Source organism: Micromonospora inositola (genome assembly GCF_900090285.1).
GTDB classification, from domain to species: domain Bacteria; phylum Actinomycetota; class Actinomycetes; order Mycobacteriales; family Micromonosporaceae; genus Micromonospora; species Micromonospora inositola.
On sequence record NZ_LT607754.1, the window covers coordinates 5330777 to 5346866 of the forward strand.

18 protein-coding genes are annotated in these 16090 nt (G+C 72.1%); 12 read left to right on the forward strand and 6 right to left on the reverse strand.

The features are described from left to right. The first annotated feature begins 14 nt into the window (after positions 1-14). Complete coding sequence (locus GA0070613_RS25450; protein WP_089014582.1) at positions 15-626, forward strand: histidine phosphatase family protein; 612 nt, start codon at positions 15-17, stop codon at positions 624-626. Here the strand turns inward: GA0070613_RS25450 and GA0070613_RS25455 are convergent. Genes GA0070613_RS25455 through GA0070613_RS25475 form a run of 5 tightly spaced genes read right to left on the reverse strand, consistent with a single transcriptional unit; the run spans position 556 to position 4026 of the window. Continuing rightward, positions 556-1062: an Lrp/AsnC family transcriptional regulator gene (locus GA0070613_RS25455; RefSeq protein ID WP_089014583.1), complete on the reverse strand. Its 507-nt coding sequence runs from the start codon at positions 1060-1062 to the stop codon at positions 556-558. The two genes, GA0070613_RS25450 and GA0070613_RS25455, sit on opposite strands and share 71 nt — an antisense overlap. A gap of 60 nt (positions 1063-1122) precedes the next feature. Next, positions 1123-1338, reverse strand: coding sequence for a DUF433 domain-containing protein (locus GA0070613_RS25460; RefSeq protein ID WP_089016195.1), 216 nt, complete (start codon positions 1336-1338; stop codon positions 1123-1125). Positions 1339-1347: 9 nt separating this feature from the next. Beyond that, positions 1348-2493, reverse strand: coding sequence for an acyl-CoA dehydrogenase family protein (locus GA0070613_RS25465; RefSeq protein ID WP_089014584.1), 1146 nt, complete (start codon positions 2491-2493; stop codon positions 1348-1350). Beyond that, positions 2490-3605 (reverse strand): M24 family metallopeptidase, encoded by a 1116-nt coding sequence (locus GA0070613_RS25470; protein ID WP_089014585.1) that lies wholly within the window; start codon positions 3603-3605, stop codon positions 2490-2492. The genes GA0070613_RS25465 and GA0070613_RS25470 overlap by 4 nt, the downstream gene beginning before the upstream one ends. Before the next feature lie 37 nt (positions 3606-3642). Then, complete coding sequence (locus GA0070613_RS25475; protein WP_231929465.1) at positions 3643-4026, reverse strand: glutaredoxin domain-containing protein; 384 nt, start codon at positions 4024-4026, stop codon at positions 3643-3645. 9 nt (positions 4027-4035) lie between these two features. On the opposite strand from GA0070613_RS25475, the gene GA0070613_RS25480 reads away from it, so the two are divergent. From GA0070613_RS25480 to GA0070613_RS34530, 11 genes are all read left to right on the forward strand, one after another. Beyond that, positions 4036-4416, forward strand: a complete 381-nt coding sequence (locus GA0070613_RS25480) for a YccF domain-containing protein (RefSeq protein WP_089014586.1) — start codon at positions 4036-4038, stop codon at positions 4414-4416. A 140-nt stretch (positions 4417-4556) separates the two neighbouring features. Further along, complete coding sequence (locus tag GA0070613_RS25485; RefSeq protein WP_089014587.1) at positions 4557-5117, forward strand: isochorismatase family protein; 561 nt, start codon at positions 4557-4559, stop codon at positions 5115-5117. Between the two features lie 160 nt (positions 5118-5277). Further along, positions 5278-5652, forward strand: a complete 375-nt coding sequence (locus GA0070613_RS25490; protein ID WP_089014588.1) for a Rossmann-fold NAD(P)-binding domain-containing protein — start codon at positions 5278-5280, stop codon at positions 5650-5652. A gap of 122 nt (positions 5653-5774) precedes the next feature. Beyond that, positions 5775-6776: a LacI family DNA-binding transcriptional regulator gene (locus GA0070613_RS25495; protein WP_089014589.1), complete on the forward strand. Its 1002-nt coding sequence runs from the start codon at positions 5775-5777 to the stop codon at positions 6774-6776. A gap of 122 nt (positions 6777-6898) precedes the next feature. Beyond that, positions 6899-8575, forward strand: coding sequence for an ABC transporter substrate-binding protein (locus GA0070613_RS25500; RefSeq protein WP_089014590.1), 1677 nt, complete (start codon positions 6899-6901; stop codon positions 8573-8575). A gap of 113 nt (positions 8576-8688) precedes the next feature. Beyond that, complete coding sequence (locus GA0070613_RS34525; protein ID WP_089014591.1) at positions 8689-9855, forward strand: ABC transporter ATP-binding protein; 1167 nt, start codon at positions 8689-8691, stop codon at positions 9853-9855. After that, positions 9852-10829: an ABC transporter permease gene (locus GA0070613_RS25510; RefSeq protein WP_089014592.1), complete on the forward strand. Its 978-nt coding sequence runs from the start codon at positions 9852-9854 to the stop codon at positions 10827-10829. The genes GA0070613_RS34525 and GA0070613_RS25510 overlap by 4 nt, the downstream gene beginning before the upstream one ends. A 3-nt stretch (positions 10830-10832) precedes the next feature. After that, the gene (locus tag GA0070613_RS25515; RefSeq protein ID WP_172875894.1) at positions 10833-11867 is read left to right on the forward strand and encodes an ABC transporter permease; all 1035 of its coding nucleotides are present in this window, start codon (positions 10833-10835) and stop codon (positions 11865-11867) included. Then, positions 11864-12871: an ABC transporter ATP-binding protein gene (locus GA0070613_RS25520; protein WP_089014593.1), complete on the forward strand. Its 1008-nt coding sequence runs from the start codon at positions 11864-11866 to the stop codon at positions 12869-12871. The genes GA0070613_RS25515 and GA0070613_RS25520 overlap by 4 nt, the downstream gene beginning before the upstream one ends. Before the next feature lie 50 nt (positions 12872-12921). After that, positions 12922-14334: a GH1 family beta-glucosidase gene (locus tag GA0070613_RS25525; protein ID WP_089014594.1), complete on the forward strand. Its 1413-nt coding sequence runs from the start codon at positions 12922-12924 to the stop codon at positions 14332-14334. An 11-nt stretch (positions 14335-14345) separates the two neighbouring features. Then, positions 14346-14765: an RICIN domain-containing protein gene (locus GA0070613_RS34530; RefSeq protein ID WP_408631014.1), complete on the forward strand. Its 420-nt coding sequence runs from the start codon at positions 14346-14348 to the stop codon at positions 14763-14765. A gap of 37 nt (positions 14766-14802) precedes the next feature. Here the strand turns inward: GA0070613_RS34530 and GA0070613_RS25535 are convergent, their stop codons facing one another. Then, the gene (locus GA0070613_RS25535) at positions 14803-16065 is read right to left on the reverse strand and encodes an ROK family protein (RefSeq protein WP_089014595.1); all 1263 of its coding nucleotides are present in this window, start codon (positions 16063-16065) and stop codon (positions 14803-14805) included. Between the last annotated feature and the right edge of the window lie 25 nt (positions 16066-16090).

Below are 16090 nucleotides of genomic sequence, written 5' to 3' on the forward strand. Positions count from 1 at the left end.
GGTTAACTGGACGAATGGGAGAGATCCTGCTTATCCGGCATGGCGAAACCACCTGGAGCGCCAGCCACCGGCACACCTCGTACACGGACCTGGAGCTGACCCCCGACGGCGAGCGACAGGCCCGCGCGCTGGGCGTGATGCTCGCCGGCCGGCGCTTCGTCCGGGTGCTGTCCAGCCCTCGACAGCGGGCCGTGTGCACCGCCCACCTCGCCGGTCTCAACGTCGACGCAACCGACCCCGACCTGGCTGAGTGGAACTACGGCGAGTACGAGGGACGCACCACCGCCGACGTCCACGAGGAGAATCCGGATTGGAATCTCTGGACCGACGGCTCCCCAGCCGGGGAGTCACCCGCGGAGGTCGGCGAGCGGCTGGACCGAGTGCTCGCCCGGGTCGCTCCCCTGCTCGACCAGGGCAACGTCGCCCTGGTCGGCCACGGGCACAGCCTGCGGGTGCTCGGCGCCCGCTGGATCGGCCTGCCCCCGTCCGCCGGTGGTCTGCTGCGGCTGGACACCACCACCGTCAGCGTGCTCGGTCACGAGCACGGACGGCAGGTCATCCAGCGTTGGAACCAGCCGGCTCCGCCGCCGCCCGGGACCGACCCCGCCCCGGGAACTCGGCACTGATCTTCGGCGGCCGGTTCTCGTACGGCGTGGACAGCACCACGGTGGTGCGGGTGGTGACGTTCGCGGCCGTGCGGATCTCCTGCAGCACCCGCTCCAGGTCCGTCGGGCTGGCCACCCGCACCAGCAGCAGGTAGAAGTCCTCCCCCGCCACCGAGTAGCACGAGTCGATCTCCGGCAGGTGGGCCAGCCGCTCCGGCGCGTCGTCCGGCTGCGACGGGTCGAACGGCCGGATCGCCACGAACGCGGTCAGCGGCAGGTCCAGCGCCTCGAAGGAGACGCGGGCGGCGTACCCCTTGATGACGCCGCGCTGCTCAAGCCGGCGGACCCGCTGGTGCACCGCGGACACCGACAGACCCACCTTCTCGGCCAGGTCCGTGTACGACAGCCGACCGTCCCCGGTCAGCGCGGCGACGATTGCGCGGTCGATCTCCTCCACGGCGTGCAACCTACCGGGAAAATGGCACCCGCGCCTCCCCCGGTCCACCGACCGTCACGATCAACGCGCCGTCCGGTCGCGTACCGCGTCCGCGGCGTAGTTCAGCACCTCCGCCATGTCCGCCTCGTCGAGGAACGGCAGGTCGGTGAGGATGTCGGTGACGGACATCCCCTCGGCCATCATCGCCAGCAGGGTGGCGACCGGGATGCGGGACTGCCGCACGCAGGGCGCACCTCCCATGACGTCGGGGTCGATGGTGATCCGCGGGAAGGCCATCGGCACAGGTTAGTGGCCCTTGGCCAGGGCGCGGGAGATGACCAGGCGCTGGATCTGGTTGGTGCCCTCGACGATCTGCAGCACCTTGGCCTCCCGCATGTAGCGCTCGACCGGGTGGTCGGCGACGTAGCCGGCGCCGCCGAGCACCTGCACCGCGTCGGTGGTCACCCGCATCGCCACGTCGGTGGCGAAGAGCTTCGCCTTCGCCGCCTCGATGGAGTACGGCCGCCCGGCGTCGCGCAGCCGCGCGGCCGCGAGGGTCAGCGCCCGGGCGGCGGAGATCTGGGTGGCCGCGTCGGCGAGGGTGAAGCCGAGCCCCTGGAAGTCGATGATCGCCCGGCCGAACTGCTGCCGTTCCTTCGCGTACCCGACGGCGTAGTCGAGGGCGGCCTGGGCCAGCCCGACCGCGCAGGCGGCGATGCCGAGGCGGCCGGAGTCCAGGGCGGACATGGCGATGGTGAACCCCATCCCCTCGCCGCCGATCAGCCGGTCGGCGGGCACCCGGGCGTCGTCGAAGGCGATCTGCGCGACCGGTGAGGCGTGCAGCCCCATCGTCCGCTCGGCGGCCTGCGGGTGGATGCCCGGGGTGTTCCGGTCCGCGAGGAGACAGGAGATGCCCTTCGGGCCGGGGCCGCCGGTGCGGCAGAAGATGTTGTAGAAGTCGGCGACCCGAGCGTGGGTGATCCACGCCTTGGTGCCGGAGACCACGTACGCGTCGCCGTCGCGGACCGCCCTGGTGGTCAGGGCAGCGGCGTCGGAGCCGCCCTGCGGCTCGGAGAGGCAGTACGCCCCGAGCAGCTCCCCGCCGATCATGTCCGGCAGCAGCTTGCGCTGCTCGTCCGTGCCGAACTGGGCCACCGGGTAGCAGGAGAGGGTGTGCACGCTGACCGCCTCCGCGACCGCGAGCCAGCGGCTGGCCAGGACCTCCAGCACCTGCAGGTAGACCTCGTACGGCTGGGCGGCGCCGCCGTGCTCCTCGGGGTACGGCAGGCCGAGCAGGCCGGCCCGGCCCAGCGTGCGCAGCACCTCACGGGGGAACTCGCCCCGCTCCTCGAAGCCGGCGGCCCTCGGCGCGAGCTCCCGGTCGGCGAGTTCGGTGGCGAGGTCCAGCAGGTCGTGGGCCTCGTCGGTGGGGAGGATCCGGTCGACAGTCATAGCGCGATGAGCTCCGTGGGGGTGGTGTTGAGCCGCTGCACGCCGTCCGTTGTGCAGACGACGATGTCCTCGATCCGGGCGCCGTGCCGCCCGGCCAGGTAGATGCCGGGTTCGATGGAGAACGCCATGCCGGCCTCCAACGGACGGGGATTGCCGGCCACGACGTACGGCTCCTCGTGGCCGTCCAGGCCGATGCCGTGGCCGGTGCGGTGCAGGAAGGCGTCGCCGTAGCCGGCGGCGGCGATGATGTCGCGGGCCACCGCGTCGACCGCCGCGGCGGTCATCCCGGGCCGGACGGCGTCGACCGCCGCGCGCTGCGCCTCGTGCAGGACGGCGTAGTAGTCGGTGAACTCGGCCGGGGCGGGGCCGCCGGCGACGTAGGTGCGGGTGCAGTCGGAGCGGTAGCCCGACGGCATTTTGCCGCCGATGTCGACCACCACCGGCTCGCCGGCGCCGATCGGCCGGTCGGAGGTGCCGTGGTGCGGGCTGGCGCCGTTCGGTCCGGCGGCGACGATGACGAAGTCGACGGTCACGTGGCCGGCCGCGCGGATCGCGGCGGCGATGTCCGTGGCCGCCTCGGCCTCGGTCCGGCCGGGGCGCAGCCACTCCCCCATCCGGTCGTGCACCGCGTCGATCGCCGCGCCGGCCTCGGCCAGGGCCGCCACCTCGGCGGGGGACTTGCGGATCCGCAGCTCGCGCAGCACCTCGCCGGCGAGCCGTTGGGCGGCGTCGGGCAGCGTGGCCTGCAGCGCGAGGACCTGCTCGGCCCACATCCGGTCGGCCAGGCCGACGGCCGTCGCCGGGCCGGGCAGCGCCGCGCGGACCAGCGGGTACGGGTCGGTGCCGTCGGCGTGGTCGACGATGCGCAGCCCGATGCCCGGCGCGGGGGACGCCTCGGCGGCCGGGCGTTCCAGGACCGGCACGATCAGCGTCGGCTCACCCTCGGCGGGCAGCACCAGGCAGGTCAGCCGCTCCCCCGCGTGGGCGTCGTACCCGGTCAGGTAGCGCAGGTCCGAGCCGGGGGTGAGCAGCAGCGCGTCCAGCCCCGCGGCGGCGGTGGCACGCTGCGCGGCGGCCACCCGGTCGGCCGGGTACAGCTCGTCGGTTCCCACCCGCCCAGCTTAACGGTCGTTTGGGCGGCGGCCCATCTCAGGCCAGCAGGTGCGGGGCGTGCTCCCGGACCGCCGCCCGCAGTTGACGCAGCAACGGGTTGACCAGCGGGTGCCCGGCGACGGTCACCGTCGGGACCGTCTCGTTGCCGTCGGCCACCGAGCGGACGAACGCGGCGGCCTCCGGGTGCCGCCAGATGTTGACCGCCCGGTACGGCAGCCGGGCGAAGCGCAGCTTCACCCAGAGCTTCAGGCAGTACGTGCACATCGGCCGCCAGTACAGCACGACACCGTCCCGGTCCTGCTCCATCCGGTCTCCCCCCCACCGCGGCGCGCCGGCCGCGCCGCGGGCCTGAGTCTGCCAGGCCGGGTCGACCCGACGACCGACGCCGACCGTCAGCTGACGCTGGCGGCCGGTGGTCACGATGGGGTAGTGATCCGCTTCGTGTTGAACGTGTTGTGGCTCGTCTTCGGCGGGGGGATCGTCCTCGCCCTCGGCTACGGGGTGGCGGCGCTGATCTGCTTCGCCCTGGTCGTCACCATCCCCTTCGGCGTGGCCTCGCTCCGCCTTGCCTCGTACTCGCTGTGGCCGTTCGGCCGCACCCTCGTGCCAAGGCGGGGCGCCGGGATGCCCTCCGGCATCGCCAACGTGCTGTGGCTGCTGCTGGCGGGCTGGTGGCTCGCGCTGTCCCACCTCCTCGCCGGCCTCGCCCTCTGCGTCACGATCCTCGGGATCCCGTTCGGCGTGGCGAATCTGAAGCTGGTGCCCGCGGCGCTCTGGCCGCTCGGCCAGGAGGTCGTCGAGACGCCGTGAGCCGGCCGGCCGGGCCGGGGAAACCCGGAGCGGCGAGGGGAGGGCAGACCGGACCCGGGCCTTGACCGACAGTGTGATCCGGTTGATTGTCGGAGGGCGGGCCTACCTTGGGTGGAGCCCAGCCCGAGCAAGGGGAGATCATGACCACACTCGAGAACCGGTCGAAGACCGCACTTCTCATCGTCGACGTGCAGAGCGGCGTCGTCGCGGGGGCCCACGAGCGCGATGCCGTCGTCGCGAACATCGGCAGCCTGGTCGAGAAGGCCCGACGGGAACGGGTACCCGTGGTCTGGGTCCAGCACTCCGACGAGCAGACGGTACGGGGCAGCGACGAGTGGCAGATCGTCCCCGAACTGCCCCCCGGCGACGGCGAGCCGATCGTCGAGAAGCACTACGGCGACTCCTTCGAGGACACCACCCTCGAGACCGTGCTGTCGGGCCTCGGCGTCGGGCGCCTCATGGTGGTCGGCGCGCAGACCGACGCCTGCATCCGCTCGACGCTGCACGGCGCGCTCGTCCGGGGGTACGACACGACCCTGGTCAGCGACGCCCACACGACGGAGGACCAGACGTCGTGGGGGGCCCCGCCGCCCGACCAGGTCATCGCACACACGAACCTGTACTGGACGGACCAGACGGCACCGGGGCGGACGGCCGGGACGGTCGAGACCAAGGCGGTGGACTTCGGCGCCCCGGTCTGAGGCCGCGCAACTTCGGCGGGGTCCGCCCCGAGCGCCCCGCCAAACGGCCTGACCGACGAGGAACGCGCCCGGTTCTTCGTCGAGCACGGCACCTACTGGTTGTGACCGGAGGCGACGACAGGAATCGTGACAGCACCGCTTCTGCCGGAGCACCGACGGCATGACGGCGGTGCTCCGGCAGGAGGTGGGGTCCCTCGGCATCCGGGTTACGGCAGTGGAGCCGGGCGCCTTCGGCATCCGCGCCTACGCCGGGTTCGCCGACGAGCCCGTGCAGGGGTCAGTCGCGGACTACGCCCCGATGCTGGAGGCGGTCCGCGCCACGATGGTGAAGCAGAACGGCCGGCAGCCCGGGGATCCGGCCCGCGGCGTCCGCGCGATCCTCGCGGCGATGGCGGAGGACGAGCCGCCCACATTCTGGTCCTCGGCAGCGCCGGATGGACGCTGCTCAGCGCCCCGGAGTCCGCGCGGTCTCCCGTACGCCTTCGACCGGTGGCGCAAGCCCCACACCACCGACTTCTTTGAAGTCTTGAAGTAAGGCATGTTTCGTTATCTCGGCGTTATTGACGTGACCACTGTCACTTCGGTTGACTGCGACGGAACCGCTTCCGCAACCGGTTCCGCAACACGTCCTCAATCCCTGCGACCCGGGAGCGTCACGTGCCGATCACCATCGCCGACGTCGCCACCCGGGCGGGCGTGAGCAAGACGACCGTCTCCCGGGTGCTCAACGGCAAGGGCGAAGTGGACGGTCGGACCGCGGACCGGGTGCGGGCGGTCATCACCGACCTGGGGTACGTGCCGAGCGCCCGGGCCGTCGGGCTGGCCCGCGGCCGGACCCGGGTGGTCGGCATGCTGGTGCCGGCGCTCACCTGGCCCTGGATGGGCGAGGTGCTCCAGGGGGCGGTCGACGCGGTCGAGTCGGAGGGGTACGGCCTCCTGCTTTTCACCTGCAACCGGGGCGACGAGTCGATGCGGCGGTTCGCCTCCCAGGTCTCCGCGAAGTCCTTCGACGGCCTGCTGGTGGTCGAGCCGGAGGGCACCTTCGACTACATCAGCGACCTGCACGAGCGGGGCCTGCCGGTCATCCTCATCGACGACCGCGCTCACCAACCGCGCTTCCCCTCGGTGCGCACCACCAACGAGGCCGGCGCGCGCGCCGCCGCGGCGCACCTGCTCGCGCTCGGCCGACACCGCCCCCTGGTGGTGACCGGCCTGCGCCGCTTCGGCTGCACCCAGGAGCGGCTCGCCGGCTTCGCGGGCGGCTACGCCGACGCCGGCCTGCCCATCGAGCCCGCCCTCGTCGTGGAGGGCGACTTCACCTTCGAGTGCGGGCGTGCCGCGGTGGAACGCCTGCTCGCCGACGGCGTGCCGTTCGACGCCGTCTTCGCCCACAACGACCTCTCCGCCGCCGGGGCGCTGCAGGCACTGCGCGACGCCGGACTGCGCGTCCCGGACGACGTGGCGGTCGTCGGCTTCGACGACCTACCCCTGGCCGGGCACACCCACCCGCCGCTGACCTCCGTACGCCAGCCGTTGCGGGAGATGGGAGCGGCCGCCGCCCGCACCCTCATCTCCCACCTCGCCGGCACGCCGCTGCCCGACACGCCGACCATCATCCCCACCAGCTTCACCGTCCGCGCCTCGACCGGCACCACCTGACCCCTCCACCGCTGTATCCACCACCCATACCGGCGGGCACGCGCCCACCGGCGGCAACACCGCACACCCTCCATCCACCACATCCCGCTCGAGGACATGCGGGAGCACCGAGGGAGACCTCCATGAGAAGAAGGCAGTTCCTCGCCGTCGCGCTGGCCGGCGCGATGGCCACCGCGCTCGCGGCGTGTGGCGACAGCCCGAACGCCAACAAGAAGAACGACCAGACGGCCACCGTGCTGAACGTCGGCATGCCGAACGGCCCGCAGGCCGAGAACAACAACCCGTTCCTCACCACGTCCGCTGGGGCCTCACTGGGCTACCGCTGGCAGATCTTCGAGCCGCTGATGATGTGGAATCCGGTCAAGCCGGCCGACCCGTTCAAGCCGTGGCTGGCGACCAAGGCCGAGTGGTCGCCGGACTACACCTCGGTCAAGGTCACCATCCGCGACAACGCGACCTGGTCGGACGGGCAGAAGGTCACGGCCGAGGACGTCGCGTTCACCTACAACCTGGTCAAGAAGTACCCGGCGCTCAACGACCAGGGCGTGCCCTACACCGACGCGACCGCCAGCGGCAACGAAGTCACGATCAAGATGGAAAGCCCGCAGTTCGTCAACCAGCAGAAGGTGCTGTGGCGGGTGCCGATCGTGCCCAAGCACCTCTGGGAGAAGATCAGCGACCCGACGACCGACCCGGTCAAGCAGCCGGTCGGCAGCGGCCCCTACACGCTGAAGTCGTTCACACCAGCCACCACCACCCTGACGGTCCGTGACAAGGGCTACTGGCAGGACCTGCCGAAGGTCAAGGAGCTGCGCTTCACCTCGTACACGGACAACAGCGCGCAGACCACCGCCCTCGCCAACGGGGAGTCGGAGTGGAGCTTCGTCTTCATCCCGAACGTCCAAGCCGTCTTCGTCGCGAAGGACCAGGCGCACCACAAGGTGTGGGCGCCGCCGGTCCTGGGCATCCACGGCCTCTACCTCAACACCACGAAGAAGCCGTTCGACGACCCGACGCTGCGCCGCGCGATGAACATGGTCATCGACCGCGAGGACATCTTCACCACCGCCGAGGCCGGGTACTTCCACCCGCTGGTGAAGAGCGTGACCGGTCTGCCCAGCCCCGCCGGTGACTCGTTCGTCGCGCCCGACTTCAAGGGCCAGGAGCACAAGGTCGACGTCGAGGGCGCCAAGGCGCTGCTCACCGGCGCCGGCTACAAGCTCGACGGCAACACCCTCAAGGACAAGACCGGCAAGGCCGTCACGGTGAAGCTGACCGACCCGGCCGGGTGGTCCGACTACCAGACCAGCCTCGAGATCGTGAAGGACAACCTGTCGAAGATCGGCATCGCCGCGACGGTCGACAAGGCCAACCAGGACGCCTGGTTCCGCAACGTCGAGCAGGGCAACTTCGAGGCCACCTTCCGGTGGACCGAGGGCGGCGCCACGCCGTACGACATCTACCGGACCGTGATGGACGGCCGGCAGCTCAAGCCGATCGGCACCGCCTCCCCCGCCGGCAACTTCGGCCGCTTCAACAACAAGCAGGCGACCGACGCCCTGGTCGCCTACGCCAACGCGACCGACGAGGCCGCCCGCACCGCCGCGATGAACACGCTGCAGAAGGTCTTCGTCGACCAGATGCCGATGATCCCGGTCGGCGCGGACAACATCGGTGGCGCGTACAGCACGAAGAACTGGACCGGCTGGCCCGACGACTCGAACCCGTACGGCGCCATGCAGCCCACCCAGCCCAACGCGCTGGACGTGGTCCTGCACCTGAAGCCGGCTGGTAGCTGACACCCGGCCCCGCCTCCCCGGTCGGCCGCGGCCGACCGGGGAGGCGGAACTCACCCCTCAAATCGGTACCCGTCGCCTTCGGGTGACACGGCAACCCCAGACAGGAACTCGGCATGACGTTGAGCGAGAGCGCGGCGGCGCCGGTCAACGAGGTGGTGCTGGAGGCCGCCGGCCTGACCAAGCATTTCCCCGTCCGCAAACGGCTGCGTGACTTCTTCTCCCGGACGCCGGCAGTCGTGCACGCCGTCGACGACGTGTCGTTCGCGCTGCGTCGCGGCCAGGTGACCGCGCTGGTCGGGGAATCCGGCTCCGGCAAGTCCACCGTGGCCCGGCTGCTGGCCCAGCTCTACCCCCGCACCGCCGGCGACATCCGGCTGCACGGCAGGTCGACCAGGGTGCGGGGCGGCCGCGCGTTCCGGGCGTACGTGCGGCGGGTCCAGCTGATCCTGCAGGACCCGTTCGCGTCGTTGAACCCGGTGCACACGGTCCGCTACCACCTCACCCGATCGCTGCGGATCCACGGGAACGCGGGACGGACCGCCGAGGACCTGGACCGGGCCCTCGCCGATCTGCTCACCCGGGTCCGCCTCACCCCGCCCGAGCGCTTCCTGGACGTGTTCCCGCACGAGCTCTCCGGCGGCCAGCGGCAGCGCGTCGCCATCGCCCGGGCGCTCGGCGCCGACCCGGAGGTGCTCCTCGCCGACGAGCCGGTCTCCATGCTCGACGTCTCGATCCGCCTCGGCGTGCTCAACCTGCTCCAGGACCTCAAGGAACGGCTCAACCTCGCGATCCTCTACATCACGCACGACATCGCCTCGGCCCGCTACTTCGCCGACGAGACGATCGTGATGTACGCCGGCCGCATGGTCGAGGGCGGCGACAGTGAGACCGTCACCCAGAACCCGGCCCACCCGTACACCCGGCTGCTCACCGAGTCGGCACCGGATCCCGAGCGGATCACCGGCGACGGTGCCGGCATCGACGAGGCCGCCGGGAAGGACCGCGGTCAGGGTGAGCCGCCGAGCCTGATCAGTCCGCCCGCCGGCTGCCGGTTCCACCCCAGGTGCCCGCACGCCATGCGGCGCTGCACCGCAGAGCTGCCGCCGCGGCTGACCGTCGGCGACCGACCCGGCCACTGGACGGCGTGCTGGCTCTACGATCCGGCCACCGTCGCCGCCGACGCCCCCGGCTCCGCCGCCCCTGACGCCGACCCGGCCGTACCGCCACCTCCGGCGCTGGTCGAGCGGGAAGACACCGCCACCCTGGGGGAGGCACGATGAGATTCCTCCTGCAGCGCGTGGCCTTCTACCTGTTCACGGCGTGGGCGGCGATCACGCTCAACTTCTTCATCCCGCGGATGGTCCCGGGCGACCCGGTCCAGTCCCTCATCTCCCGCAACCAGGGCCGGATCAGCGCCGACGCCATCGAGTCGCTGCGTGTGCTCTTCGGGCTGGACAAGAACCAGAACGTCTGGGAGCAGTACGTCGACTACTGGAACCAGCTGCTCCACGGTGACCTTGGGCTGTCGTTCACCTTCTTCCCGGCGCCGGTGTCGACGGTGATCGGCGACAGCCTGCCGTGGACGGTCGGCCTGGTCGGCATCACCACGATCATCAGTTTCTTCCTCGGCACCGCGCTCGGCGTCGGCGCCGGCTGGCGGCGCGGCTCGTGGGTCGACGGGCTGCTGCCGGCCACGACGTTTCTGTCCTCGATCCCGTACTTCTGGTTGGGCCTCGTCGCCATCGCCCTGTTCGCCGGCCCCGGGAGCTTCTTCCCGTCCTCCGGCGGCTACGAGCCGGGCCTCGTGCCCGCGTTCGACCAGTACTTCATCCCGAGCGCGATCCAGCACAGCATCCTGCCCGCCGCCACCATCCTGGTCTCCTCGATGAGCGGGTGGATCCTCAGCATGCGCAACATGATGGTCACCGTCTCGTCGGAGGACTACATCACGGTCGCCCACGCGAAGGGGCTGTCGGAGCGCCGGGTGGCCCTCAGCTACGCCGCCCGCAACGCGCTGCTGCCCAACGTCTCGGGCTTCGCCCTGTCGCTCGGGTTCATCGTCGGCGGCACGCTGCTGGTGGAGATCGTCTTCTCCTACCCGGGTCTCGGGTACCAGCTCTTCCAGGCGGTCGGCGCCAAGGACTACCCGCTGATGCAGGGGATCTTCCTGATCATCACGATCTCCGTGCTGGTGGCGAACCTGCTCGCCGATGTCGCGTACCTGCTTCTCGACCCGCGGACCCGAAAGAGCTGAGCGATGACAATCTCACCGTCGAGCATCGAGCAGGTCATCCCCGGCCAGGGGGCGATGGCCCAGCCGTCGGCCGCGCCGGGCCGGGCAAAGCGGCGCCGGTTCCGGTTCGTGGCCAACGCCAAGGCCGCGACCGGCCTGGTCATCCTGGCCTTCTACTGCCTCTTCGCGGTCATCGGGCCGTGGGTGGCGCCGTACAACCCGGACGCACGCAGCGGCGACGTCCTCCAGCCGCCGTCGACCGCGCACTGGTTCGGCACCACCCATCTCGGTCAGGACATCTTCAGCCAGATCCTGGTCGGCGCGCGCAGCGTCATGGTCGTGGGCCTGATCGCCGGCGTGCTGGCGACGATCCTGTCCATCCTCATCGGCGTGACAGCCGGCTACATCGGCGGGGCGGCCGACGAGGGCCTGTCGGCCCTGTCCAACGTGTTCCTGGTCATTCCCGCACTGCCGCTGATCATCATCGTGACGTCGATGATCGAGCGGGCCAGCGACACGCTGGTCGCGCTCATCATCGGGTTCACCTCGTGGGCGTGGGGCGCCCGCGTGCTGCGCGCACAGACGTTGTCGCTGCGGCGCCGCGACTACGTGGAGGCGGCGCGGGCCACCGGCGAGCGGACCTGGCGCATCATCCTGTTCGAGATCCTGCCCAACCTCACCGCGATCATCGCGTCCGGCTTCGTCGGCACCGTCATCTTCGCGGTCATGTCGGAGATCACCCTGGCCTTCATCGGCATCTCGTCGATCTCGTCCTGGAACTGGGGCACCATCCTGTTCTGGGCCCAGGGCCAGCAGGCCCTGGCCCAGGGCGCCTGGTGGTGGTTCGTCCCGGCCGGGCTGGCCATCGCGCTGCTCGGCACCGCCCTCGCCCTGATCAACTTCGGCATCGACGAGTTCGTCAGCCCCCGACTGCGCAGCGCCGGCAAGACCCGGATCCGCACCGCCGACGGCCGCACCGTGCGGATGCGGGTCGGCTTCACCCCCGTGCTGGCGCCGGCCCGTCCGGTGCCAGCCCCCCGAAAGGAGGTCGCGCCATGAGCGAGCCGGTGCTGGAGATCCGCGGGCTCCGCGTCGACTACGGACTCGGCGACGCCGCGGTGCACGCCGTCCGCGACGTCGACCTGACCCTGCACCGCGGCGAGGTGCTGGGGCTGGCCGGGGAGAGCGGCAGCGGCAAGTCCACCCTGGCGTACGGACTGACCCGGCTGCTCCCCCCGCCCGGCGTGGTCAGCGGCGGCGAGGTGATCTACCACCCGGTCGGCGGCCCGCCGGTGGACGTGCTGACCCTCAGCCCGGCGCAGCTGCGGCAGTTCCGCTGGGCGGAGACCTCGATCGTGTTCCAGGGCGCGATGAACTCGCTCAACCCGGTGCACAAGGTCTCCACCCAGCTGCTCGACGTGATCAAGGCGCACGACCCGCGGAGCACCGCCGCCGGCCGGCTGGCCCGGGCCCGGGACCTGCTGCGGCTGGTCGGCATCGCCGCCGACCGGCTGGACAGCTACCCGCACCAACTCTCCGGCGGGATGCGGCAGCGGGTGATGATCGCCATGGCGCTGGCGCTGGAACCGCAGGTCGTCATCATGGACGAACCCACCACCGCCCTGGACGTGGTGATGCAGCGGCAGATCCTCGGCCAGCTCGCCGAACTGCGCGAGCGGCTCGGCTTCGCGGTGCTGTTCATCACCCACGACCTGTCGCTGCTGGTCGAGTTCTCCGACCGGATCGCCATCATGTACGGCGGCCGGATCGTCGAGGAGGCGCCCGCCGCCGAGCTGTACCGGCGGGCACTGCACCCGTACACCGACGGGCTGCTGCACTCCTTCCCGGCGCTGCGCGGCCCGCGCCGCGAGCTGACCGGCATCCCGGGCTCTCCACCGGACCTGCGGGCCATGCCGACCGGGTGCGCGTTCCACCCGCGCTGCCCCCGGGCCTTCACCCCCTGCGACGCCGACCTGCCGCCGCTCGGGCCGCCCGGTGATGACGACCCGGGGCGGGCCGTCGCCTGCTGGCTGCACCCCACGGCCGCGGCGCTGCCCCGGTGACCCGGCCCGACCACGCCCGTTCCGAACCACTTGCAACCGCGAGGAGAACCATGGACAGCGACCGCACCGCCTCGGCCAGCACGGGGCAGGCCGACCCGATCGACACCCTCCCGCCGACCTTTCGCTGGGGCGTGGCGACCTCGTCGTACCAGATCGAGGGCGCGGTCGCCGAGGACGGGCGCGCGCCGTCCATCTGGGACACGTTCTGCCGGATGCCCGGGGCGGTGGCCAACGGCGACAACGGCGACGTGGCCTGCGACCACTACCACCGGATGCCGCAGGACGTCGCGCTCATCGCGGACCTGGGCCTGGACACGTACCGCTTCTCGGTGGCCTGGCCGCGGGTGCAGCCCGGCGGGCGCGGGCCGGCCAACCCGGCCGGGCTGGCCTTCTACGACCGCCTCGTGGATGAGCTGCTCGGCCGCGGGGTCGACCCGTGGGTGACCCTCTACCACTGGGACCTGCCGCAGGAGCTGGAGGACGCCGGCGGCTGGCCGGTCCGGGACACCGCGTACCGTTTCGCCGACTACGCCGAGCTGGTCTTCGACGCCCTCGGCGACCGGGTGAAGACCTGGACCACCCTGAACGAGCCGTGGTGCTCGGCGATGCTCGGCTACGCCTACGGCGCGCACGCTCCGGGCCGCCGCGACCTGGGCGACGCCATCGCCGCCGCGCACCACCTGCTGCTCGGCCACGGCCTGGCCGTCCAGCGGCTGCGCTCGGCCGCGCAGGGGCCGGTGGACCTGGGCATTACCGTCAACCTGGCCACCGCCGACCCGGCCACCGACAGCCCGGCGGACCGGGACGCCGCCCGGGCGGCCGACGGGCTGGGCAACCGTCTCTACCTGGACGCGCTGGTCCACGGCCGCTACCCGGAGGACGTGATGGCCGACCTGGCACGCCAGGGGGTGCACATCCCGGTCGAGGAGGGGGACCTGGCGGTCATCTCCACCCCGTTCGACGTGCTGGGCGTGAACTTCTACTTCGGGCAGCTCTTCTCCGGGGTGGACGAGCAGGGGCGGGATCGGGACGAGGCCGGCCTGCCGGTGCAGCGGGTGGTCCGGCGGGACCTGCCCCGCACCGCGATGGACTGGGAGATCGTCCCGGAGTCCTTCACCGAGCTGCTGGTCCGGCTCAGCCAGGACTACCCGGGCGTGCCGATGGTGATCACCGAGAACGGTGCGGCGTTCGACGACCGGCCCGACGCCGACGGGTTCGTCGCCGACGACGACCGGGTGGCGTACCTGGCCGAGCACCTGCGGGCGGTGGCCCGGGCCCGGCTGACCGGGGCGGACGTGCGCGGCTACTTCGCCTGGTCGCTACTGGACAACTTCGAGTGGGCGTACGGGTACGACAAGCGGTTCGGGATCGTGCGGGTCGACTACGACACCCAGCGGCGCACCCCGAAGCGCAGCGCGCTCTGGTACCGCGACACCGTCCGGCGGGTGCGCGGGGACCGGTGACCGGCCGCTCGGTGGCCGCCCGGAACAGCTCCCGGGCGGCCACCGAGCCGTCGCGCCGCCCTGGCGCTCTGCCTCGTCGCCGGCACCGTCGCCCTCGCCCCACCGGCGGCCCAGGCCGCCGGGGAGAGCGTCGACGTCTGGCTCACCACCACCTCCGACGCCGGCGGCCGGACCGTCACCCGGGGCCTGCAACGGCAGAACCCGCTCAGCTTCGCCGCCAGCAGCGGAGCGGCCACGGCACCAAGGTGCAGCTGTGGACCTGCAACGGCACCGCCGCGCAGCAGTGGACGTGGACCGCCGGACGGGACCTGGTCAACCCGCAGGCGAACAAGTGCCTCGACGTCACCGGCAACACCTCCGCCGACGGCACGAAGGTGCAGATCTGGTCCTGCACGGGCGCCGCCAACCAGAAGTGGAACCTGCCCGCATGAGCGACGCCGGGCCGGCGCCCCGCGTCGGCCCGGCGGCTCAGCGGGCGCGCGAGCGGGGGCGGCGGGTCGGGCGCGGTGGCGTCGTGGTCACCCGGGCGACCGGGTCGCGGGGCACGCCGCCCTCGCGCAGCAGCCGGGCCATCGGCAGGGTGGCCGCGCCCATCGCGACCGCGTCCGGTCCGAGCTGGCACAGCTCGATCGAGGTCTGTGCGTACGGCTGGCGCAGCGCGTGCCGCGCGGTCGCCTGGCGGATCTGCGGCAGGTACCGCTCCCCCAGCGCCAGGCCGGCCCAGCCACCGAGCACCACCCGCTCCGGGTTGAAGAGGTTGACCAGCGTCGCCACGCCCGCGCCGAGGTAGCCGACCGTCTCGTCGAGCACCTTCGCGGCCGTTCGGCTGGAGGAGCGCAGCAGCTCGCCGAACGCGCTCTCCTCGTCGCCGCCGGCCGCGGGGCGACCCCGGTTGGCCTGCCGGAACCGGTCGAGGACCCCCTCCGCCCCGACGTACGCCTCCAGGCAGCCGAGGTTGCCGCAGCGGCAGCGGCGACCGCCGTACACGATCGTGGTGTGGCCCCACTCGCCGGCGCTGCTGTGCGCACCCCGGTAGCCCACCCCGTCTGCCACCACGCTGGCCCCGATCCCGGAGCCGACCAGGGCGATGACGGCGTGCCGGGCGCCGCGGCCGGCGCCGAACCACATCTCGGCCTGGCCGAGGGTCTTCGCGCCGTTGTCGATGTGCACCGGGATGTCGGTGCCGGCGCGCAGCATCGCCCCGAGCGGCACCCCGTCCCAGCCGAGGGTCTGCGCGTGCACCACCGCGTCGGCGGTCCGCTCCACCGTTCCGGAGACCGCCACGCCGAAGCCGAGCACCGCGGCGGGGTCGACGCCGGCCTGCTCGACGACCGCGGCCAGCCCGTGCAGCAGATGGGTGGCCACGGCGTGCGGATCCGGCTCGGCGGCGGCGATCGGGTACTCGGCCTTGGCCAGCGCGGTCATCGCCAGGTCGAAGAGCTCGACCTGGACCCGGGTCTCGCCCACGTCGGCGCCGACCAGGTAGCCGTAGCCGGGGGCGACGCGCAGGAGCACCCGGGGGCGGCCCCCGTCGGACTCGACCGAGCCGGCCTCCTCGACGATACCTTCGCCGATCATCTCGCCGACCAGGTTGCTCACGCTGGCCAGGCTCAGCGCGGTGCTCTGCCCCAGCTCGTGGCGGCTGAGCGGGCCGTCGAGCCAGATCCGGGTGAGCAGCACCGAGCGGTTGGCGCGGCGCATGTCGCGCACGGTGGTGCGTCTGGCGTCCATGTCCGCCCACCTTTCCCTGTCACCA